This window comes from Paraburkholderia sp. GAS41 (assembly GCF_050436545.1).
Lineage (GTDB): Bacteria > Pseudomonadota > Gammaproteobacteria > Burkholderiales > Burkholderiaceae > Paraburkholderia.
The window spans coordinates 100,777-122,984 of sequence record NZ_JBNDMK010000003.1; the positions used below are offsets into that span (position 1 = coordinate 100,777).

The 22,208-nt window shown below is 59.3% G+C and carries 17 protein-coding genes; 8 read left to right on the forward strand and 9 right to left on the reverse strand.

The window, feature by feature from the left end:
- Positions 1-24 precede the first annotated feature (24 nt).
- A complete protein-coding gene (locus tag P3T43_RS06620) occupies positions 25-5,109 on the reverse strand; it encodes a trifunctional serine/threonine-protein kinase/ATP-binding protein/sensor histidine kinase (RefSeq protein ID WP_429280257.1) in 5,085 nt (1,694 codons plus the stop codon).
- 497 nt (positions 5,110-5,606) lie between these two features.
- A complete protein-coding gene (locus P3T43_RS06625; protein ID WP_429280258.1) occupies positions 5,607-6,539 on the reverse strand; it encodes a LysR family transcriptional regulator in 933 nt (310 codons plus the stop codon).
- Positions 6,540-7,060: 521 nt separating this feature from the next.
- Here P3T43_RS06625 and P3T43_RS06630 point away from each other — a divergent pair.
- Positions 7,061-7,522, forward strand: coding sequence for a response regulator transcription factor (locus P3T43_RS06630; protein WP_429280259.1), 462 nt, complete (start codon positions 7,061-7,063; stop codon positions 7,520-7,522).
- Positions 7,523-7,785: 263 nt separating this feature from the next.
- Here P3T43_RS06630 and P3T43_RS06635 read toward each other — a convergent pair whose 3' ends face one another.
- Positions 7,786-8,709, reverse strand: coding sequence for an AraC family transcriptional regulator (locus P3T43_RS06635; protein ID WP_429280260.1), 924 nt, complete (start codon positions 8,707-8,709; stop codon positions 7,786-7,788).
- 298 nt (positions 8,710-9,007) lie between these two features.
- Between P3T43_RS06635 and P3T43_RS06640 the strand changes: the two genes are divergently transcribed.
- The 3 genes from P3T43_RS06640 (at position 9,008) to P3T43_RS06650 (ending at position 11,695) form a co-directional block, all read left to right on the forward strand.
- Positions 9,008-9,742 carry an SDR family NAD(P)-dependent oxidoreductase gene (locus tag P3T43_RS06640; protein ID WP_429280261.1) on the forward strand — a complete coding sequence of 245 codons (735 nt, stop codon included), beginning with the start codon at positions 9,008-9,010 and terminating at the stop codon, positions 9,740-9,742.
- Positions 9,743-9,842: 100 nt separating this feature from the next.
- Positions 9,843-10,394 (forward strand): DUF4863 family protein, encoded by a 552-nt coding sequence (locus P3T43_RS06645; protein ID WP_429280262.1) that lies wholly within the window; start codon positions 9,843-9,845, stop codon positions 10,392-10,394.
- A gap of 146 nt (positions 10,395-10,540) precedes the next feature.
- Complete coding sequence (locus tag P3T43_RS06650; protein WP_429280263.1) at positions 10,541-11,695, forward strand: epoxide hydrolase family protein; 1,155 nt, start codon at positions 10,541-10,543, stop codon at positions 11,693-11,695.
- A gap of 163 nt (positions 11,696-11,858) precedes the next feature.
- On the opposite strand, the gene P3T43_RS06655 is transcribed toward P3T43_RS06650, so the two are convergent.
- Complete coding sequence (locus P3T43_RS06655) at positions 11,859-12,146, reverse strand: hypothetical protein (protein ID WP_429280264.1); 288 nt, start codon at positions 12,144-12,146, stop codon at positions 11,859-11,861.
- 381 nt (positions 12,147-12,527) lie between these two features.
- On the reverse strand, positions 12,528-13,181 hold the full coding sequence (locus P3T43_RS06660; protein WP_429280503.1) for a porin: 654 nt from the start codon (positions 13,179-13,181) through the stop codon (positions 12,528-12,530).
- Between P3T43_RS06660 and P3T43_RS06665 the strand changes: the two genes are divergently transcribed.
- Together P3T43_RS06665 and P3T43_RS06670 are read left to right on the forward strand one after the other, a co-directional pair.
- Positions 13,094-13,885: an MFS transporter gene (locus tag P3T43_RS06665; protein WP_429280265.1), complete on the forward strand. Its 792-nt coding sequence runs from the start codon at positions 13,094-13,096 to the stop codon at positions 13,883-13,885. The genes P3T43_RS06660 and P3T43_RS06665 overlap by 88 nt on opposite strands.
- 27 nt (positions 13,886-13,912) lie before the next feature.
- Complete coding sequence (locus P3T43_RS06670) at positions 13,913-15,316, forward strand: lyase family protein (protein ID WP_429280266.1); 1,404 nt, start codon at positions 13,913-13,915, stop codon at positions 15,314-15,316.
- A gap of 112 nt (positions 15,317-15,428) precedes the next feature.
- Here P3T43_RS06670 and P3T43_RS06675 read toward each other — a convergent pair whose 3' ends face one another.
- A complete protein-coding gene (locus tag P3T43_RS06675; protein WP_429280267.1) occupies positions 15,429-15,677 on the reverse strand; it encodes a hypothetical protein in 249 nt (82 codons plus the stop codon).
- A 69-nt stretch (positions 15,678-15,746) separates the two neighbouring features.
- The gene (locus P3T43_RS06680) at positions 15,747-16,277 is read right to left on the reverse strand and encodes a lecithin retinol acyltransferase family protein (RefSeq protein WP_429280268.1); all 531 of its coding nucleotides are present in this window, start codon (positions 16,275-16,277) and stop codon (positions 15,747-15,749) included.
- 469 nt (positions 16,278-16,746) lie between these two features.
- On the opposite strand from P3T43_RS06680, the gene P3T43_RS06685 reads away from it, so the two are divergent.
- On the forward strand, positions 16,747-17,037 hold the full coding sequence (locus P3T43_RS06685; RefSeq protein ID WP_429280269.1) for a hypothetical protein: 291 nt from the start codon (positions 16,747-16,749) through the stop codon (positions 17,035-17,037).
- Positions 17,038-17,042: 5 nt separating this feature from the next.
- Positions 17,043-17,813 carry a PP2C family protein-serine/threonine phosphatase gene (locus tag P3T43_RS06690; protein WP_429280270.1) on the forward strand — a complete coding sequence of 257 codons (771 nt, stop codon included), beginning with the start codon at positions 17,043-17,045 and terminating at the stop codon, positions 17,811-17,813.
- A gap of 15 nt (positions 17,814-17,828) precedes the next feature.
- Here the strand turns inward: P3T43_RS06690 and P3T43_RS06695 are convergent, their stop codons facing one another.
- Together P3T43_RS06695 and P3T43_RS06700 are read right to left on the reverse strand one after the other, a co-directional pair.
- Positions 17,829-19,121 (reverse strand): sigma-54 interaction domain-containing protein, encoded by a 1,293-nt coding sequence (locus P3T43_RS06695; protein WP_429280271.1) that lies wholly within the window; start codon positions 19,119-19,121, stop codon positions 17,829-17,831.
- A complete protein-coding gene (locus P3T43_RS06700; protein WP_429280272.1) occupies positions 19,118-22,177 on the reverse strand; it encodes a peptidase domain-containing ABC transporter in 3,060 nt (1,019 codons plus the stop codon). The genes P3T43_RS06695 and P3T43_RS06700 overlap by 4 nt, the downstream gene beginning before the upstream one ends.
- Positions 22,178-22,208 lie beyond the last annotated feature (31 nt).

Sequence of the window (22,208 nt, forward strand, 5' to 3'; positions counted from 1 at the left end):
GTCAGCGCGAATCATCACGGCGTGTCAGATCACGTTCCCGGCCGCGTCGCGACAGATCTCCGCCGACGAGCCCCCTACGGGTAGTCGGACCTTGAAGGTGGCGCCCTGTCCTTGCGTCGAGGTCACCGTAAGGTCGCCTCCGTGCGATTCCACGATGGTCCTGCAGATCGACAGACCCATGCCCATGCCACTTGTCTTCGTCGTGACGAACGGATCGAAAATCCGCGTGATCGCTTCAGGACTCAGTCCTTCGCCGTTGTCCTGAACAGTGACGACGGCGTCCTGTGCCTCGGTCAATTCCGACCAGACGACAATCTTGCGGACCTCCCGATCGACCGGCGACATGGCCTCGATTGCGTTCATCAACAGGTTGAGCATGACCTGCTGGAGTTGAACCCGATCGCCATTGACGAGCAGTGTTCCCTGCACTGACGTCCTGTCCAGCTGGATCGAGGCCCGATGAAGTTCGGTTCTTGCCAACGCCAGCACTTCGCCAATCGCCTGGTTGAGGTCGAATACCACGCGCTCCGGCGCGGCTTTCTTCGCAAGCGCGCGCAAACCACGGATCACGTCCGCCGCCCGGGTGCAATCCGTGATGATTTTCTGGAAGATCGTCCTGGCTTCAACGACGTCAGGCTTATCGCGGTTCAACCAACGCACCCCTGCATTGGCCCATGTATTCACCGCGGTGATGGGCTGGCTGACTTCGTGAACAATTGAGGCAACCAGTTGACCCATCGTCGTCAGGCGCGTCACTCGCGCCAACTCCAGCCGCGACACCTTCAGCGCACTCTCGACCTCGGTACGCTGCCGGTTTTCTTCCACAAGCTCGGCATAAAGACGCGCGTTCTCCAACGAAATCGCAGCCTGAGAAGACAGGACGTCGAGGACTGCAGATCGTTCGGGCGTGAAAACACCAGGCGCGAGATTGTTCTCCATATACAGCAAGCCCACCAGTTGGCCTTGTTTGAGCAAGGGCAGGCACAGGACCGAACGGGGCGCATGCGAGAGCACATATTCGTCTTGCAGAAATGAACCGACCGAACGCGCATCATCGAGAACAATGCTCGTCTGCGTACGCATCACAGTGAATATCAAGGATTTCGGTAAGGTCGTCGAATCAACCACGGCGGGCTGCAGATCGAACGCGATGGCCGATGGACCTGAACTCGCACGCGCCGCAATCTGAAGTTGACCGGCGCGCAAAAGCGCCAGCACACCATACCGGGCGCCCGCGTGTTCGATCGCGATGCCAAGCAGGGTCTTTAGCAGGCTTTCGAACACGATTTCGCTGGACAGCGCATGCGACGCCTTGACGACCGCTACGACGTCGAAGTTGGCCCCACCCGACAGTTGCTTGCTCTCCAGCGCGAGGGGCGACAACGGCCCCATAATCCCCGGATAGCGCCGGTCGATATCCATGATTTTCGCGTCGGCGCCCCAACACAGGTAGGCGTATCGCGCATTGCGTGCGTACATATGCGCAATGGTGTGCAGTGTGCGTTCGGAATAAAAATCGGCCGCAAGTTCGGTTGCTAGCGCTTCAACGTGCAAGAATTGCTGCGCTTTTGCGGTCTGCATCGCCCGTTCGTACAGGTGTTCCGCATCCAGAAAGCGCGACTCGGCACGAGCGATTTCAGCGTCGACGAGGTATACCCGACAGGCGAAATTGGCCTCGCAGTTCTCCTTCCATATAGAGAGCAGTTCTAGATGACCGTCAAGTGCCTTGCGATGCACGTCCGCAAGCCAGCCGTTTTCCGACGGACGCAACGCAGCCGCGCGTGCCAGCGCACCATAGAAATGATACTCGGCCGTTTCCAGAAAGCCGCGCGACGACGCGTAGAACTTGAGCGCCTCGCCTTCGGCCGCAATGGCGCCTTGCACATCGCCAAACAACAGGCTGGTCGTGAGCGAATGTGTCCAGTACGAGAACGCTGCAATTGCGCGGTGCGAACTTTCACCTCGCGCGAACCGCTCGATCCATTCTCGGTCGTAACCCGCCGCCAGTAGCGACGCCACATCGACAGGCATTCCGCGAAGCCGACGAAACATCACAATCTGCGCGAGGTGCGCATCAACGACAAGGCCGAAATGCTTTTCCCGCGCAAACGCCATGCCAAGTTCGGCTTCGCGCTGCATTTCCTCGATTGAGGTTCCCGCGAAAATCAGGTTACTCAGAAGATTGCGCTTACAGTAAACCTCGAACGTCACATCGCCGCTCTCGGCCGCGACCGACAGGGCCTGGCGCATGAAAATCTGCCCTTCCCCCACGGGCTTTTTCCACGGCAACACCAACGCACCGTACGACATCTCGGCGCGAGCCCGGAAGCGTGCGAGCCCCTTCTCGGTAATGAGGAAGCGCGCGAGCTCGCCGAACTTGAACGCGGAGTCGTAGTCCCCAAATCTGAAGCCGAAGATTGGCGATGCATATCCGTAACACGAAGCATCGCAATGACCGTGTTCGAGGCTCAAGCTCGTCATGCGCAGCCGCATGAGGTCGTGGAGATTCGCGTCGGTGAACAAGGCGGCAGGGACGAGATCCGCAAGAACATCCATCGTGCCGCGCCAGCGCAGCTCACGCATCAGCGGCAATTCGCGCAGTTCGTTGATGTCCCGCCCGTTCAAAAGCCCCAGTATCCTTGCATGCTCGCGCTCGACCTCTGCATCAGCGGGATGCAATGGCATCTCCAGGCCGACCATTCTCAAGTAGTCAAGTCCGACTTCGAGCGCCACGTCGGGACGGTCGAGTGTCGTGTACAGGGCTGCTCGCAAACGGGTCAGTTCGGCGCGAAGCGACAGGTCGAGATTGCATTTCGATAGCTCTGCAAATCGCTTCTCGGCCACATCGAGGGCGCCCGTCAGATACTCGCACTCGGCCCGATGCAGCGCAATCGCATGGACTGTTCCGCAGTCGCCAACCGTTCCCTCCATGAGTCGCGCGGCCACGCTGAGATACTCCAGAGCGGACGCGTATGCAGTTGCAGCCTTTGCACGCTGTCCCGCCAGCAGGTTTAGCCTGCCAAAGCGCTCGCGCTCTGCCAACGAGGTCACTAATGCCGATCCCCGGTTGATCTGGTTCGCGGTTTCGAACAGACTTTCTGCTTCCTCTTCCAAGCACACGTTGCTCAATAGCCGCCTGCCAATTTCGAGGTGCAGGCCCTCGCGCGCTTCGATAGGCACGATGGCGTACGCGGCTTCCTGAATTCGGTCGTGCCAGAAGGCATACCCGTCATCGCGCTCGTAGACGAGATTAGCGGTACACGCCTCGGCCAGCGTCGTGTGCACCACCTCTGGCGACACTGCCGCCGCAACACTAAGGGTTCGTGTAGCCGCTCCGCTGCCAAGGCAGGTCAAGAACTGCAGCAGCACTTTCGCGCTCGCCGACAGCAGATCGAATTTCTGCAGGACGAGGTCGACGACATTGTCTGAATAGCCCTTGGCGGTGATACGCGGAATATCCCATTCCCAAGTGAACGCCTCGTCGTCGAAGTAAATCAGATCTTCGTCATGCAGCGCGGTAATGAACTGGATCGCAAAGAAAGGATCGCCCCGGGTCTTTTCGTGGATGAGCGCGGCGAGTGGCATGGCAACGTCCCTCGCACAACCGAGCACGTCAGAAACGAGATGTCCGATATCCGCTTCGCGTAGCGGCCGTAGAGCCAAGGTCCGTTCGACGGCGCGGGCTTCAGCAAAACCCTTACGTAGCGGATGCTTGTCATCCACTTCGCCGGTTCGATACGCACCGATCAAAAGAATATTCCGCACGGTCTGATCAGTGACGAGATATTCAACGACCGCAAGTGTGCCCGCATCGATCCATTGGAGATCATCCAGGAACAGGACCAGCGGTCGCCCCTCGGCGCCGAACGCCCCGATAAGCCGCGTTGCGAGCCGCAGAAAGCGCTCCTTCTCCGCCGGAGGAGGCAGATGCGAAATCGGCGGTTGCTCCCCCATGATCAGCGCGAGTTCGGGAACCAGTCCGGACATCAGCCGCACGTGCGTGCCAAGCGCGGCCTGCAGAATCGTGCGCCAGCGTGCGTATTCAGCATCTTCGTAGCCAAGAATCGGATGCACCAGAGCCTGCAGAGCTTGCGCCAGGCCCGCGTACGGGGTCGCACGCTTCACCTCATCGAACTTTCCTGAGGCAGAAAAGTGTGGACAGCAACGCAACTGGTTGAATACTTCGCGCACCAGCGAGGACTTTCCCGAACCCGATTCGCCACTGATCAACAACAGTTCTGGGGTACCGGTCTCCGCGACCCGATCGAAAGCCGCTACCACTGCCGCAACTTCCAGTTCGCGGCCGTAAAGACGGTTCGACAACTTGAGACTGTAGGAAACGTGTCTGCTATCTAGTGGAAACGCGTCAATTGCGCCTTCCGTTTCTAAAGCGGCAAGACATCGCGAAAGGTCCATCACCAATCCCGCGGCGCTCTGATATCGCTCATCTGGCGCCTTTGAGAGCAACTTCATCACGATCGCGGTGAGTTGCGGCGGCACACCTGCCACGCGTTCGGCAGGTGAAGGCGGCTCTTTCGCAACGTGGGAGCGGAGCAACGCCTCGGCGTCTCGAGTGTCGAACAGCGTGCTGGCGGTCAGCAACTCGTAAAATATGCACCCTATTGCATAGAGGTCCGAACGCACATCGACAGGGCGATTCATACGCCCACTTTGCTCGGGCGCCATGTAATTCAATGAGGTCAGGCAGAGATCGGACGGCACGCCCTCGGCAGCTTGCCCATCCGCGATTCGATGTGCCCTGCCGAAGCCAGTCAGCCACGCTCGCCCATGCGGCACGCGGACCAGCACGTTGTCCGGATTCATTCGCGTGTGAATCAGCCCCTTGGCATGCACGCGGCTTAGAGTCGAGGCGATCGATATGGCGATCGGCAGGAAATCATGTAATGCCTGCGGTGCGCCGCAAAATGCGCGTAACAGCACGCCGCTTGGATCGCGTAGCACGAGCGCGGCACTGTCATTGAAATGAGTAAACTCGACAGGTACGCAAGCCCAATCGGGGTGAAGGTCGGAACGAAGCGCGTATTCGTGGCGCAACGTCTCCAGCTGGGCCTCCAGAGCGGTCGACCCCGCCGGAATAGCGATAAGCACCGAGCCGTCTGCGCCCCTGCGTCTATACAAGGCAAACTCACCCGTGCCCAGCAGTGTGAATCTATAGTCCGATGACGTCATGGATCAACAAGTAATGTCTGCGGTCAATCTAACAAATTGACCGTGCTCGAATGAATGGCACGCGCAAAGCGTAATGAGTGACACACACCGGCGCTCAGGTTACTGACCAAATAGCAGGATCCGGATCACGAGCCGATCACAGTGGAGGGGTTGTACCCGGCGTGCAGCGGAAGGAAGATATTCGCAATTGTCTGGCAGCGCAATCGGCCTTATGTCTGCTGGCACACAGCCGATGTATGGGCTGTTCTATACGAAGGTGTTAGTACCCATGTGAAGATGCTTTCCCACGGCTCGAAAAGTGCGTCAGCTTTGAGTCGCTGTTGAGACGAAGGCACGCTATCCCCGGCTCGTTGCGCTTGCTACCCATGTCCCGGGTCCAGATAAGAACCGGGGAACCAGGAAGCTGCATGCTGCAGCTAGGCTACGGCGCGCAGTGTGACCGGAGAATCATGAATCGCCGTCTGCTGGAACCGGTCCAGCACGAAATCGATGAATCCACGCACCTTCGCTGTCAAGCTTCTGCGTTCGTGGTACACGAGCGCAATGTGTCGCGGACCGCCGTTGATCTGATAACCCTCGAGCAGGGAAACCAGCCTTCCCTTTGCGATATCGTCTGCAACAAGCGGCATGGGCAGCAATGCAATGCCCATATTGACCAGCGCGACGGATCGCACAGCATCACAACTGGTTGCACTCAGTATGCTATTGACGATGACTTGCTGCACCCCCTCATTCGCGCCGGTGAATTCCCATGAACGCGCTCCGTCGCGCTCCATGAGCAGATCATGCTGCTGAAGATCAGCGGGCGCCTGCGGCTTGCCTCGAGACTCCAGATAGGCGGGAGAAGCAACCAGTATCTCCCTGATGAACATCAGAGGCCGACGCACAAGCGAGTTGCTGACAGGGTAACGGTCCGTAGAAAAGCACACGTCGAACCCGCCGTCGATTACGTCGATCGGTGTGTCGTACGTGGTCACGTCGAAGTCGACGCGTGGCGCCACGGCGCGATACGCCGCAAGCAGCGAAGCCAGACCGGTTGTGGCAAACACCGCCGGTGACGCAATCCGCAGCACTCCGTAGTGATCGTGCGCCGAGCGGACCAGACCCGATTCGATTTCATCGAGCGCGTGGGTCACGGCGCGACAGCCGTCGAGATAAGCCTTGCCTGCCTCGGTCAGCGAAAGACTGCGCGTCGAGCGATTCATCAAACGCACGTTGAGTTGCGCCTCCAGCATCGCAACATTGCGCGTAATGGCAGCCGGCGACTTGTTCAATTGCTTGCCGGCAAGCGAAAAACTGTTCAGATCGGCAACACGCATGAAAACACGCATAGCTTCTAGCTTGTTCATGTTCGGGCTCGTCTATAGAAGGCGACCGGCTGAACATCAGCCAGGCGAGGCAAAGGAAGATCCTGACTCGAACGAGTCGATCTGGTCTGGATAGTGGGTCAGAACGATGCAGGCACCTGACACGACATCACGATACGGGTAGATCCATAAAAATCAAATAATACAAACTGGTACGGTCGCCCCTGCGCAAACGTCAGCGGGTCATACATACGTATGTTCCGTGGCAGGTTATGGGTTGAATAATGGCCTCCCCCGCGATTCTTCCTTGCAGCATTTTCCGTTTGCATCCGGTATCTGCTGATCCACGGCGAAGAATTGGGTCGTCTCAGCCCCATACCTAGGGATGGAGTGGCCTAGTCTCACGCGCTACATTTCTACACTTCATAGGTGTTGAGATAGGCGATGGCTCCAGATAACCTTTAGGGTAAGGTCCTGGCGGACAGAGTCCATCCACTGCCGACTCAATTCACTCTCTGCGACGCGATTGCATTATTGCCCCAGAAGCCAACCGGGAATACATTTTGGTTGCGACCAACGTAGTCGCCGATTCTTCTGTGTGGGGCTCCTACAAGATGAAACCACATTCGCTTCCCACTATTATCGCCGTCGTCGATGACGACGAGTCTGTCCGGTTCGCGACAGCAAGTTTGCTGAGATCATGCGGCTGGACCGTGCGATCCTATGCCTCCGGTAGCGCACTGCTGTCCGAGATCGGAGCCACTGATATCTGCCTCGTGGTTGCCGATGTTCAGATGCCCGAAATGGACGGCTTCGCGCTCACGCAGAAGCTCGCCGAGCGATCGGATGTCCCCGTCATTTTCGTGACCGCTTATGAGACTCGGGACATCGTCAAAAACGTATCCACAACCGGCGCGGCCGGGTTTTTCACCAAGCCTTTGGACGATGTTCTGTTCCTCGCCCGCGTTGCGGAGATTGTCGGCGCTACGCCGCGTGCGACCGGGCTAGCTTCACCTGTCAGATGACACATTGGGTGTCGAGTTGATCGTCACACCCCGAAGTATGACCTCGCAAAACAAAGATGGGGCTTAGGCATCCGCTCGTAGAATCGCTTATATCGGCATTCCGAAGTACCTTAAATGCAATGCGGCGCCGTCGATATTCGCTCTTCGAATCCATGGCGCGCTCCGTTGCGCCGTCATCACATTCGCCGGCGGCGTGACCCGGCGCAGTCCCATCATCCGCTTCATGCCGCAAGTCAACTGGCCGGCATTACTTCGACAGACCTTCAAACCTTGCCTCGTACTTCCAATCGATACCGGCTAGGACTCTGACCAAACATCTTTTTGAAAGTCGAACTAAACGTCGTTTCGGACGCATAGCCCACTGCGGCTGCGATGCTCGACAGGTTGTCGTTACCCGTCTTCAGGGCATCTCTTGCGATCGTCATGCGCCAGCGGATTAGATACTCCACCGGAGGCAAGCCCACAAGATCCTTGAAGCGCTCGATGAACGCCGTGCGTGACATGCCGACCTTCAACGCCAGTTCCTCCACTTTCCAGCGACGTGCGATTTCTTCATGCACCATCCTTAGTGCGGAGCCGATCCTCGGATCGGCCAACGCACCCAGCCAGCCCGCGGATCTCGGGCTGGCTGCAAGATGTGCACGCAGAATGTTCACCAGCACGATGTTCGCGACGCTGCCCGCCATCGCTGCCGCGCCTGGCCGCACTGATTCTGTCTCCGCTCTGATCAATTCGAGGGCCGCGCTCAACGATCTGGCATCCGGAGAATCCGCGGAAACGAGCACGAGCGGGGGCAGCAGATTGAGCAGCAGCCCGCTCATATCGCCATCGAACTCGAACAGTCCTCCCACGCTCATCGCGCACATTTCCCCCGTTCCATAGCGAACAATTCCGTCCGCGCCCAGCTTGTTGCCAAGCACCTTCTCGCCGTCGTGCAGTACCACGTCCGGATCGCTGGCGAAACAGTACGGTGATCCGTCCGTGAGAAGACAAAAGTCCCCTGCCTTCATTTTCGCGGGCGCGGTGACGCCTTCGATCCACACCCATCTGTCGCCCTTGATGACGCCGACGAACTTGACATGCCGATAGGCCGCAAACCGCAAAGCCCACGGTTCGGCAGCCTCAAAGCGCGCCGAAAGCACACTTTTGACCTTCAGCAGGGAGAACACGTCGGAAAGCGGATCCATAAGCGATTTGTACGATTCAATAGGAAATTTGGCCGATTGATTATGGATCGAACGGAGGCTTTGAGCAAGAATCGCTGTTCACAGTCTGATGGAAATTGCCGGGGCCATGACGTGACACCCGGTTTTCTGTCGCAGAAGCCCCTGAGCACGACGCTCGACCTTAGCCTCACAGAGGAGTTAGTTTGCAAATGCGCACAATTGAATTGCCCCATGTGGAACGTCGCATCCACGAAACGCTGATCGCGCATGCGGCCGGCCAAAACAGCCATTCCAGCCACGGAAAAGTGGAGGCGACCTCATGCCAGTCGCGCTAATCACGGGAGCCAGCCGCGGCATTGGCGCGGCGATTGCGATGAAGCTGGCCGGACAGGGGTACCGGGTAGTCGTCAATCATCGCGACAGCGCGCAGCAAGCCGACGAAGTGGTGGCAGCGATCGTCGCGGCCGGCGGGCAAGCCATCGCGACCCAGACCGACGTCACCCGCGCCGACGATGTCGCCAATATGGTCAATGAAGTCAATCAGCGCTGGGGCGGGATCGACGTTCTCATGCACACCGCGTTGACGCCGTATGTCATTACCTCGTTTGCCGAACTGACCTGGGAGCAACTCGGCGGCAAGCTCGACACCGAAATGCATGCCGCGTTCCTCGTCACGAAGGCTGTGGTGCCCGGCATGATCGCTCGTGGTTACGGGCGGCTGATCTACATGAGTGCCCTGCCGTCCCGTCGTGCGCGTGAAGGGATGATTACGCTAGGGACCTCCAAGGCGGCGTTGGACCAGTTTGTCAAGTATGTCGCGCTGGAGTTGGCGCCGCACGGCATTACCGCCAACCTCGTCGCGCCGACCACCGTGGAAGGCGGTACTGCGACCAGGCTGATCCCGCCTGAACGCCTGCAGGCGATCGCCGCGGGCATACCGATGAAACGGCTCGCCCGCTCCAGCGACGTGGCCGACACGGTGGCCTTTCTTGCCAGCGAAGGGTCGGGATTCACCTCCGGCCACTATATTCCGGTGAGCGGCGGCCTGGAGTAATTCAGCTCACCTATCCGGTTCCATCCGTCGGCGATCCAGAGCGGTGTCATACGTATAACGCCATCAAGTATCGCCGATGTTCAGAGGTGCTACATAAAATATGTCTCCGATCCAACCTATAGGTGGTAAAGACGACCTTGTCGCCCGTTTCATTCCCTTGCTGCAAGAGATCAAGGACATGACTACGAGCGCAGAATTCGAACAATGGCTGAATACGAAATATGGCGTGGATAGTGCCTTGTATCAGGACCTTTCGCGGCTCATTACCCTGGGTGTAAAGGCCGGCTGGGCGGCCGACAGCGAGGTCGCCGGCCCACGGTACCGTCGTTCGCAAGTCGTCACGCCTCGCGCTGAGACGTTCTTCTTCAGTGCGACGGCAGTATTGCTGGACAGCACGGATAACACCCAGAACAACCCGGAAGGCAGTTTCCGCGCCGGCTATCATTTACACCCCTATGGCGAGATCAACCTGGTGGTCCCGCTCAATGAAGGTGCCGCGCTCGCTGGCCCGAATGGCTGGTGTTATGGCGGCTGGACCGCACCCGCGCCAGGCAGCCACCACTTTCCGGAAGTCAAGGGCGGTGCCGTCATCTCGCTGACGTTTCTGCCCGCGGGACGAATTGCGTTCGACGTCAAACTACCGCAGCTTTGAAGCGATCGGGCGAGGCACGCATACCATTGGCCGGCGTGCCTTGACTTGGCCATTCCACGAAGAACCCAGAGTCGTTGTACCCTGAGTGGGTAGCGCAGAAAGCGGCGCGCACTGACGCATCATGTGAGTTCATTGTGGAGTGTTCGATGACAGCCCAACCCCTTCCGTTCTCGCTGAGTATCAACGACCAGGACATCGCCGAGCTTCGTTCCCGATTGGCACGTACCCGATTTCCCGATCAGGCGCCCGGAGACGCGTGGCGCTTCGGGACCGACGTCGACTATCTCCGCACGCTCATTGATTACTGGCAGTCTGCTTTCGACTGGCGTGCCGAGGCAGCGGCCCTCAATCGGTTTCCACAGTTCAAGATCGGATTGCATGATATCGATCTCCACTATCTTCATGTACCGGGCGTGGGCCCCGCTCCGACACCCCTGCTGCTACTGCACGGTTGGCCCGGGTCCGTCTTCGAATTTCTGGAGATCATTCCGCGCCTGACCGACCCGGCTCGTTTTGGCGGCGATGCGGCCGACGCCTTTACGGTTATCGTGCCATCGCTTCCTGGTTATGGACTTTCGTTCCGCCCAGGGCAAGCGCGTTTTGACGTTCCGCAGATGGCCGAGTGCCTATTCGACCTCATGCACGATGTGCTGGGTTATGAGCGCTTCGGCGCCCAGGGCGGCGATTGGGGTGCCGCTGTTGCCAGCCGGCTTGCCTACACGCATCCGGAGGCATTGATAGGAGTCCACCTCAACCTGATGTCGGCCGTCAGCCGCGAAGCCGCTTCATTTCCGAACCCGACCGAAGAAGAACGTCGGTACCTGGAAGACGTCGCGAAGTGGACGCAGGAAGAGGCCGGCTACGCAGCCATTCAAGGCACGCGTCCACAGTCGCTCGCCTTTGCCCTGACGGACTCGCCAGCAGGCCTCGCCGCTTGGATAGTGGAGAAATTCCGCGCATGGTCGGACTGTGGCGGCGATGTCGAACGCGCCATCAGCCGCGATCGCATGCTGGCCGACATCTCACTGTACTGGTTCACGGGTTCGATCAATGCGTCGTTCTGGCCGTATTACGGCCGACTCCATGGCGCAGCCATCCTCCCACCCGGTGCGACCATTTCAGTGCCGACAGGTTACGCTGAGTTCCCGCGAGAAATGATCAGGCCTCCGCGTGTTGCCGCAGAGCGCGTCTTTTCCGACATTCGCCAGTGGAACGTGATGCCGCGTGGCGGTCACTTCGCCGCACTCGAGCAACCGGATTTGCTTGCTCGGGAAATCCCGGCATTTTTTGGGTCGCTCTGAAAACGCCCGGCAATGCTCATTGCGAGCATGTATCCGTACGCTACGTTGGAGTGCCGCCACCAATAAACTGTAGCGTCGATCAGAATGACAACCACGGCTTACGTGATCAAATCGCCTAGTCGCTTTTAATGGGTCTACTCGTGGTTGTCGTGCTCAATTGCTGTTATTGGCCAGGCGACGACACGCTCGGAGTCGCCAGCGTGTTGTGACTTCCCGGCGCATTGGTGAGGGACGTCGCGCTATTGTTGGTGCCATTTGACACGTTCGAGTTCGCCGACCCAGCGCTCATGCCGCTATCCGAACCGGTGACGCCAGGCGTGCCGTAGCCGCTCGTTGCAGCGGCGGGTGACACCGTGCTGGGGGTCGCCAGCGTGTTGTTCTGTGCATAAGCGACGCCCGACAGCGTGAGTGCGGCGACGGCCGCAATTAGCGTGCTGATTGCCTTGTTCATGATCCGTTCCTCGTTGATTAGACTAGATTTTTGACGCAAACGATCCATCCGCGTGTCTCCATCGCAGTAGCCGTATACCTCGCTCGTGGCGCTAACAGTCACGCTATCGCCTCAAGCGGTGCACACGAAGCAAACTACAGATTGCCGCTGAGGGCGGGCACCAGGACATCTGTTTCATTCCCGGGCGGAATCTTCGGCCGCCTTAAAGAACGATCGCGCGCCGACAGCGCGCGATCGAACCTTTAGCTGGCGATACCAAGTTTAGGAAAATGGCCGCTAATAATTAAGCACCTTATCCGCAAAGATCAATTGCGATTTTCGAAATCCAGGTGGCGGCCGCTCAGGACACGCCAACCGAGATCTCACCTTGGCGTCTATCGATTAGAAAAGGTGTCTGAAAGAAACGAGAACCGCGGTCTGATTCATACTCGACGAGGGTGCATCGGCCCCCACCAGCACGGCCTGACCCAATGGAGCGGCAAAGCCGTCAGTGTGCGACTTACGCTGATAGGCAAGCTGCATGTAAACGTCAGTGCGTTTGGTCAAATTGTAGTCGACCATTCCACCCAGATTCCCCCAATGCGGGCGTGCCTGACCCGCTGCGCTGTCGTACTGTGCCACGGTGTAGGTGTACATCAAACCGGCATAAAAGGCCGGGGTAAACTGATACCTGGCGTTGATTTCGAAGTTATTGAACCTGAGCGAACTTGCCGGATTGGCGAGATTGCCAAAGTACTCGCTTCCGGTCACGTTTGTCAGGTTCGTATGGGTGTAGACAAAGCCCACAATGGCAGATGAGGTCAACGCGTAGTTGATGCCGCCACCAAAGATCTGGTTACGTTGCGCCGAGAAGTCGGTATCCGCGGAAGAAACCGCTCCGCCAGGATTCGAGGTGGCGTTGCCATTGACCTGCAGATACGCGGCCACTGCCGTAATCGGACCGTGTGATGCTGCTCTCGAGCGCGGTGCCTGCCGCGGTGGTGTTCCTGTTTCGCGTCCGCATTCCGGAATCGCCGTTGTGGCTGCAATGCGCAGGCCGCACCCGCGAAGCGCTGGCCATGATCCGCGACAACATTGGTCCGAACATCGTTCTGAATCGTCCTGTAGAAGCGGCGCGGAGTGCGAACGCGGCGTCACCCACCGGCTCGACCTTCGCCAACCTGTTCTCGCGCCAATGGCGCACGCGGCTTTTCATCGCCCGCTTTTTCTACATGTGTCTCGTGATTCCGTACTTTTCCCTCGGTACCTTTTCGCCGATGTTCGCCTCGCTGCACATTCAGAACAAGTTTCTCGCGGGTCTGATCTATAACGCCTTCCTGCTGGTCGGCACGGTTGCCGGCGCGCTCGTGGTGGACCGTATCAGCCGGTGCGCCTTCCTGCCAGGAGGCTTTTTCCTGTCCGCGATCGTGCTCGCGCTCCTGTCATTCGGCTCACATCTGCCAGGTACAGTCGTCGTGGCGTTGTTCGCCGTGTTCGCACTCGTGCTGAGCGGCACCCACAACCTGTGCTTTCTGTATCCGCAGGAGTTGTTCACCGCCGAGCTTCGCGCCACCGCGCTCGATTTTGCCGTCGCCGCAAGCCGGATTGGATCTGCCGTCACGACCTTTCTGTTTCCCAGCATCGTTGCGATCTACGGCGGTCAGGCCGCAGTCTATCTTTGCGTGGCCGTGCTGGTGATAGGGGGAGTGATTTGCGCGATCTGGGCGCCCGAGACGCGTCATGCCTCGCTCGAGAGCTGACACTGCAATTCAAGGAACAGTAAGACAATGGAACAACAACGCATCGAAGTCGACGCGTTAGGCGAACGCAGGCTTCCAGTGGACGCCCTCTACGGCATTCATTCTCTGCGGGGGCACGACAACTTCCCCTATAGCGGCGAAACGCTTGCCCAATACCCTGCATTCGTCAAATGGCTGGCCCAGACGAAAATGGTGATTGCGCAGGTCAACGCGCAGCATGGCAAATTGAATGCTGCGCAGTGCGAAGCGGTTGTCATGGCGTGCGTCGAACTCGCGGAAGGACATCATACTGCCGCGCTGATCGTCGATCCTCTCGAAGGATCGTGCGGTACGTCGATCAACATGAATATCAACGAAGTGTTGACCAATCGCGCGCTGCAACTGATGGGGCACCAGCCTGGGGAATACGCATTCCTGCATCCGCTCGATCACGTCAACTACGCGCAGTCCACCAGCGACGTGCTGCTGACCGCAGCCAAACTGGCGTTGCTCGAAGAACTCGACCTGCTCAGCGCCGCGGTCGGTCACCTCGCGGCATCGCTACGGGAAAAGGCGCGCGAATTCGAGGGCATCCTGCGAATCGGCCGGACCTGTCTACAGGATGCGCTGCCGATGCGGCTCAGCCAGGCGGTGAGCGGTTATGCCTCTCTCGCGCAACGGATGACTGCGGCGCTCGATGCGCACGTGCCCGCGTTAAGTACGACCGCGCTTGGCGCCACGGCCGTGGGCACCGGACTCGGCACCTACCGCGGCTACCGGCAGACCGTAACCAGCGCGCTAGCCGATCTGGTGGGACGGCCACTCACACCTGCCGAGGATCTCTTCGACTCGGCCCAGAACATGGACGAATTCGCCGCCCTGTCGTCCACCGTGAAAACGACCATGCTTGCGCTCGCCAAAGTGGCGAACGATCTGGTATTGCTCAGTTCGGGTCCGCAAGATGGTATCGGCGAAGTTCGGCTGGCAGCACGGCAGGCGGGTTCTTCCATGATGCCGGGTAAGGTCAATCCGGTGCACGCAATGGGCCTGACGCAGAGCGCGTACTTCGTGGCCGGCGCGGACCAGAGCGTCATGCTTGCCGCAGCCCATGGGCAACTGGAGACCAACAACTATATGCCGCTCATTGCGGTGTCCCTGTTCAAGGCGTTTGGCACGGCCCGACGAAGCATCGCGATGTTCGATGAGCATTGCGTGCGGCCGATGATTGCCGAGCGGGAAGTCAACGAGCGCAATCTGCTCACCTCCACTGCGATCGCGCCTGCGCTAAAGGAAGCACTCGGCTATGAACGGACTGCGGCGCTCGTGACGAAAGCGGTCGAATCCGGCGGGCCGCTGATCGAGATTGTCGAAACCGAAGGTGTGATGAGCCGGGAGCATCTCCTTGGATTGTTGCATCGGAGCAGCCAGCATCCTGATACGCTTCCCAGTTAGACAGACAGCCTGTGCGTGAGTGACAATCCATACGCATTGCTGACGCATAGTGCCAGTGTTTGACCCGCGCGTTAAATGGCACCATGCTACTCGGCGCACGCGCCACACATTTTCACGCAGCTTGCAGACAAGCGTTCATCGCCGGACGGCCAATCGCTGGCGGAAACACATTCCACGAACCGTCGTCGTGACGGAAGAAGACGATTGAGAGCACGCCTTCGGGACGCGACGTCTCGACGCACACTCCGCGCACACGACGCGAACCTGCCCGGCGCATGCGGGTGACACGGGCAGGCGTCGCCAGGCTGGGTGCAAGCCACTTGTCGACGATCCAGTGCAAAGACTTGTCCGCGGTATACATGTCACTCTCCTTCAACGCTTCAGACTTTCGGGCTCGATCGTTCGTAGCCCTACTTTCCACGACCGGCGCTCAGGCGTTGCGAACGCCCACATACGCGCCTTTCAGTTCCGCTGCCACAACAGCCATGAACAGACTCGCCAAGACATGCAGTGCTGCACGCGGATGCGCGAGGCAAGTCTCGACCTGCTGGCTGCGACTCTCGCCGGAGAGGCACCACGCGCAGAAATGCTCGCAATTGTTCGTCAACAGGCGATAGTGGTTTTCGCCGAGGCGTGAACGCGCGCGCCGTACGGCTTCAGCGCCGATGTACTGCGCGCAGGGATGAACGCGGATTGCCACTGCGTTTCCCGCCGCAAAGCAGTCCAGGCTAACTTCAACGACAGGACCGCGGCAGTGCCCTGCGGCGAATCCCGCGTAGTTCACGACCTTGCCTGCTCCGGCATAGATGCCGTGGTGTTCGTAGCCGCCGCGGCTCGTCACGAGATGCGCGCCGAGCGGTATGTCGTGTTCGCCCGTGACCGGAATATCGTGGCGGGCGCCAGCTGCATCACGCATTGCGCGTTGCCGTTCGCTACCGACTTCCTGTTGTTTGCTATTCATGGCTCGCCTCTGGATTCCCGATTCACGCAAGCACCGCTTGCACTCATATCCAACACTGTTGCGAGCTGTACTGCATCAACCGGACCAGCTTATTCAAGCCATTGATTTTCCTTAAGAATTGGCTAAGCATCGGGGATAGCAGGCACAGGTATGTCAGCGCCCGGCCAACACTTTCCGCGCCGGACTGTTCGAGATCGTCCGCCACATCAGAACTCCGAAGCGCGCCATCGCTTCCGCCCAATGTGTTGGACACCGAACACACGCACCGCCCGCGGTGTTGGCCGAGGTCCCACATTTCGTCTCGCCAGGTTGTCCGCCGCGACCGGAGATCAACCAATAATTTCCAAGCAATCAGAGGCTTATGGGCAAGCAGGCAAAGCGCCGAAAAGCTAGCACGTTACTTGCAAGGTATCGATCACCTACCCCGCGACCCGCGGTTGCGACTCAGCCCCCGCACCGGAGACTCGACATGGCTTCCATTACTTTTCACGACCTTCCACATAGCTGCGCGCTTGACCACCAGGCAATGGCACTGATCCGCGGCGGCGACGGCGCCCCATGGATATACGGCTGGATCCAGCCGTTTACGCCCAGCACGCCGAGCGTCGGTCCGGTAGTCGCCAACCTGTACCAGATCACCAACAACTTCTATGCTGGACAGATGATCAACCAGTTCCAGTCGATCAATGTCAACAACACCGGAACGAACGCGAACATCACCGCTTCTCCCGACGAACGCAGTACGAACCATGCGGCGTAAATACCGTGACCTGTTCCAGACAATTCAGTTGGGTATCGTCGGCCCGCTCGGATGCGGGCCGGGTGCGCGACCACAATGAAGACGCCTGCCTCCAGCAGCCCGAGCGGGGCTGCTGGGCCATCGCCGATGGCATGGGCGGCCATGCCGTCGGCGATCTTGCGAGCGGCCTGATTGTCGACGCGCTCAGCCGCCTCGCTGCGCCCGAGGACCTCGCCGGTCGCCTCGCGGATGCCAGCGAATGTCTGCTGGGTGTCAACCAGCAGCTAAGGGAAGAGGCGGCAAGGCGGCAGGTCACCGTCATCGGCAGCACGATCGTTGCATTATTCGCATGCGACGATCACTGCGGCTATCTCTGGGCGGGCGACAGCCGCCTGTATCTGTACCGCCAGGGCCGCCTGCAGCAACTGACCCGGGATCACAGCCAGTTGGAGGAACTCAAGGCGCTTGGCCATCTGACCGAGGAAGAAGCGCTCAACCACCCAGCCCAGCACCTGATTACGCGTGCGGTGGGCGCCACCAGTCAGCTCGAACTCGACAGCAATACCATAACGGTGGTCGACGGCGACATGTTCCTGTTATGCAGCGACGGTTTGAGCAATGAACTCGACGCACACGAGTTGCAGGCCGCGTTGACCGTGGCCGATTGCGACGCCGCGTGCGAAACATTGGTGGAGGCGGCCCTCGCGCGTGGCGGCCGCGACAATATCACCGCTGTCGTGGTACGCGCCGAAGACACTTATGCCTCAGACAAAACCCTTCTGAATCCATCACCTTAGTGCCGCGACTCCAGGTCAATTACTTCCGGATTCCTTATCGCCTTGCTGGGTGTTGCGATGGCGGAAGTCTTTCGAATGCAGTCCGTGTTTCTTGAGCAGCATTTGCAGGTGGGAACGGTTCATGTCGACGCGCCGCGCCAGTTCGGCCACGGTGCCGCCCACCTCCTGAAGACCGCGTTCGAGGAATACCTTTTCGGCCTCGTCGCTGGCCGCGCGCTTGGCGTCGCCGAGCGACATCAGATTCGACACCACGCTCAGCGCAGGCGCGGCTGCTGACGCCGAACTGGGCCGCACATCCACCGGCAGGTGTTCGATATCCGCGGTGTCACCCGCGAGGCACGAAATCCGGTACATGACGTTGCGCAGTTCGCGGATGTTGCCGGGATACGTGTAGCACAGCATGAAATCACGCAAGCGCGGCGTCAGTCTGACCGGACGGCGCTTTAGCATGCCCGCCGCCTCGTCACTGAAGTAAGCCAGCAGCAGCGGAATCTCGTCACGCCGTTCGCGCAGAGGTGGCAAGGTGATGTGTATCACGCTGAGCCGGTAAAACAGGTCCTCGCGAAACTTTCCCTCTTCGCTCAGCCGCCGCAGGTTACGGTTAGTCGCCGCGACGATTCGCGTGTCGACGGCGATCGTCTCGTCCGAACCCACGCGTTGAATCTCATGCGCTTCCAGCACACGCAGCAGCTTGACCTGGCCCGCCAGCGGCAACTCGCCGATTTCGTCGAGAAAAATCGTGCCCGTGTGGGCACTTTCGAACTTGCCCTTGCGGTCGTTCGAGGCGCCGGTAAACGCCCCCTTCCTGTGACCGAACAGCTCGGATTCCAGCAGGTTCTCGGGAATGGCGCCGCAATTGACCGAAATAAACGGCTTGTCGGCGCGGCTACCGTTGGCGTGGATCACCTTCGCCATCAGTTCCTTGCCGGTGCCGCTTTCACCGTCGATCAGCACGGGCAAGTCGGTGGGAGCCGCTTTCTCGGCGATTTCGAGCGACTCCAGCAGTTGTGGATTGTCACCGAAGGTGCCTTCGAAAACGAAGCTGCGCGCAAGCAGTGCCTCGCGCCTCGCGCCGCGCGATTGCTCGACCCTTGCGGGCTCCGCCACCGCCTGCACGAAGCGCTCCTTGTGCGATAGTTGCATCACCTCGTCACGCAGGACGCTCGCCTGCCTGAGCACTTTCTCGATGTCTGCACGCTCGAGTTTCGACGCCCAGCGCAACATGGTGCGCAGGATCTCAATCTTCTCAATCAATCCAGCGTAAGAGATCGCAGGACCCGGTTCCTCGGTCTGATCAAGTATCTTCATCCGGCACCCAACTGTTTCTGGACAAGCTGGTAGTACATCCCCTTGCGCTGAACCAGTTCCTCGTGACGCCCCTGTTCGACGATGGCGCCTTCGTACAGCACGAGAATCTTGTCGGCGCGCATGATCGTACTCAGGCGATGCGCGATGATCACCGCGGTACGCCCTTTCAGAATGTCGTGCATATTGCCGAGAATATTGCTTTCGGACTGCGTATCGAGCGCCGAAGTGGCTTCGTCGAACACCAGCAGTTTCGGGTCGTGGTAAAGCGCGCGCGCGATACACAGGCGCTGGATCTGCCCACCCGAGAGTCCGATTCCGCGCTCGCCCACGACCTGCTCGTAGCCGAGCGGCATCTTGCTGATGAACGCGTGCGCGTCCGCCATCTTTGCCACCTCCTCGATGCGGCGTCGGTCCGGCGCATCGTCGCCGCTCGCGATGTTGTCGGCGATGGTGCCGGAAAAGAGCAGATTGGTTTGCATCACATAGCCGATCTGCGTGCGATAACACGCCTTGTCGATCACGTTGAGGTCGTAGCCGTCGACCGTCATCTTGCCCTCGTTGGGGCCATAGAAACCGACCAGCAGCTTGGCGAGGGTCGTCTTGCCCGAGCCGCTGCGACCGACGATCGCCACCAGTTCACCGGGCTTGATATCGAAGCTGATGTTCTCGAGCACATATTCGTTTTCACTGCCGCCGTAGCGGAAATACACACCGCTCAAGCTGATCTCGCCCTGCAGATCCGGCAGGATCACGCGTGCCGGAAGATCTTCCGGCTTCTGTTCGGGCTCGATGTCGAGCACATCGCCTAACCGCTCCATGGCGACGCCGGCGTCGTTGAGCATGCTCCACAGACCGACCAGCCCCATCAGCGGACCCAGCACGCTGCCCATGAACGCATTGAAGGCGATCAACTGGCCGATGGTCAATTCACGCGCGAGCACGAGATTCGCGCCCACCCACAAGATCGCGATGGTGGTGGCCGCATTCAGCAACTGACTGCCAAGGCCGACCAGAATGTTGAACGCCTGCGCCCGGTACTGTACTTCGAGCGCTTTCGCGTATTTCTTTTCCCACCTGAGGCGTACCGGACGCTCCATCCCCATGCCCTTGATCGTCTCGACTCCGGCCAGCGCTTCCATCAGGAATGCTTTGGAGTCCGTCGATGCAGCGAACACCTCGCGCGCATAACGCTTGATTTTCGGCGTGGCGAACGCGGTAACGGCAATGATCGGAATCACGAAGCCAATCAGAACCAGCGTCATCTTCACGTTGTAGACAAACATGATCGTGAAATAGATGAACACCATCAACAGATTCAGCGCCGTCGTCACCGTGGATTCGGTCAGGAACGCGCGAATGGTCTGGTTCTCCTGAAAGCGCGCGAAGATGTCGCCGGTCTTGCGACTGGCGAAGAAGGAAAACGGCAACGACATCGTATGCCTGAAGAACTGCGACATCATCGCGAAGTCCATGTTGCGGACCATGAAATTCGCCAGATAGGCCCGCACTGTCGACATCAATTGCGAAAACACATTGGCGACGATCAGGCCGACAATCAGCAGTTCGAGCAGACTGACGTTCTGGTGCACGATGACACCGTCGAGAATGTTCTGGATGATGAGCGGCGGTATCACGCCCAGCACCTGGATCACGAAGGTCGCGAGGAACAGATGCGCCAGAATCTTGCGATACGGCGTCAAATATCCAACAAAGCGGATCCATGGCGAGCGGGACGCGGCCATCTGCACCAGGTTCGGCCCCGACGCAAACAGCAGGCACGTGCCGCTCCAGCCACGTTCGAAGTCTTCCACGCTGAGCTTCCTGAAGCCGAGCGCCGGGTCGGCGATCCATACCCATTCCTTCGAGGTCCCGTACACGATGATGTAGTGGTACCCCTCCCAATGCACGATAAAGGGCAACTCGAAGCCACGCAGCGACTCATAGACGCATTGCACCCCGCGCGTCGTGAAGCCGAGCGATTCACCGGCGCGAGCCAGGCTGTCCAGCGTCGCGCCCATGGTCGTCACGTTGCACAAATCGCGCAACTTGCCTAGCGTCATCGAAATGCCGTTGTGCCGGCAGATCATCGCGAGACAGGCTGCGCCGCAATCCATCTCCTCGGCCTGCTCGACGAGTGGAAAACGCCGGATCACCTTTTCGCCGGACTCGGGCTTCGTATGCAGGTCGAGCACCACCGGCCGCTTACGTCTTTGCTCGATGCGCTTTTGCCGCTCCAGTTCACGTTCGGCAAAGCGGATCCGTTCTTCGAGCGCCTCGCGCAGTTTCGGGTTGCGCTCGAGAATGAAGTGCACCGTCTTCTCGGGGATCACGAGAAGCCGCGTCTCGGTGTTTGTAATGACCGACACCATCTGTTCCTGTCGCAGCAAACAGGCCTTCTCGCCGAAGATTTCACCTTGCCGCAAGGTCGCCAGCACGTATTCGCTGCCCTCCTCCTGCCGCACGATGCGCACCTCACCCTGACGCACCACATAGAGCCGGCGGTCGTCACGCGCGCCTTGCTTGAGGATCTCCTTCTCCGCACTCATCCGTTTCGCGCCGACGCTGCGCACGCACTCTTCGAGTTCGGCCTTGTTCAGCTTGCTGCGCAAATCGAACAGTTGGGTGACAAATCCGCCTGCCGAGCTGATTGCGACATAACTCGTCACGAACGCCAGCGCATCAGGGTTGGCGCTTATCACGGGTTCGATGGCGGTGCGCGGAATAAACAGCAACTCAGTCTTCGCCGATGCGCGCACGGACGACTCGTGCAGATAGTTGCGCAGCATCGCAATGTCGGCAAAGATCTCGCCCGTCTTGCGCACCCCCATGCTGATCTCTTTACCGCGCTCTTCGGTGAAGATGCGCACCGACCCGGACTTGATCACAAAAAGTCCGTCCGCGGGCTCGCCTGCATTGCATACGGTTTCGCCGAAGGCGAAATGCCGGGACTCGGCGAACACGGCCAGCCGTTCGAGTTCGTCCCGCGAAAACGGCGACAAAATCTCGACCGTCGACAGGAAGTCGACTGCGGGCGAAGCTGTCTGTGGTGCATCCATATACCGGCGTTCCTCGACCTGGACGTTGACA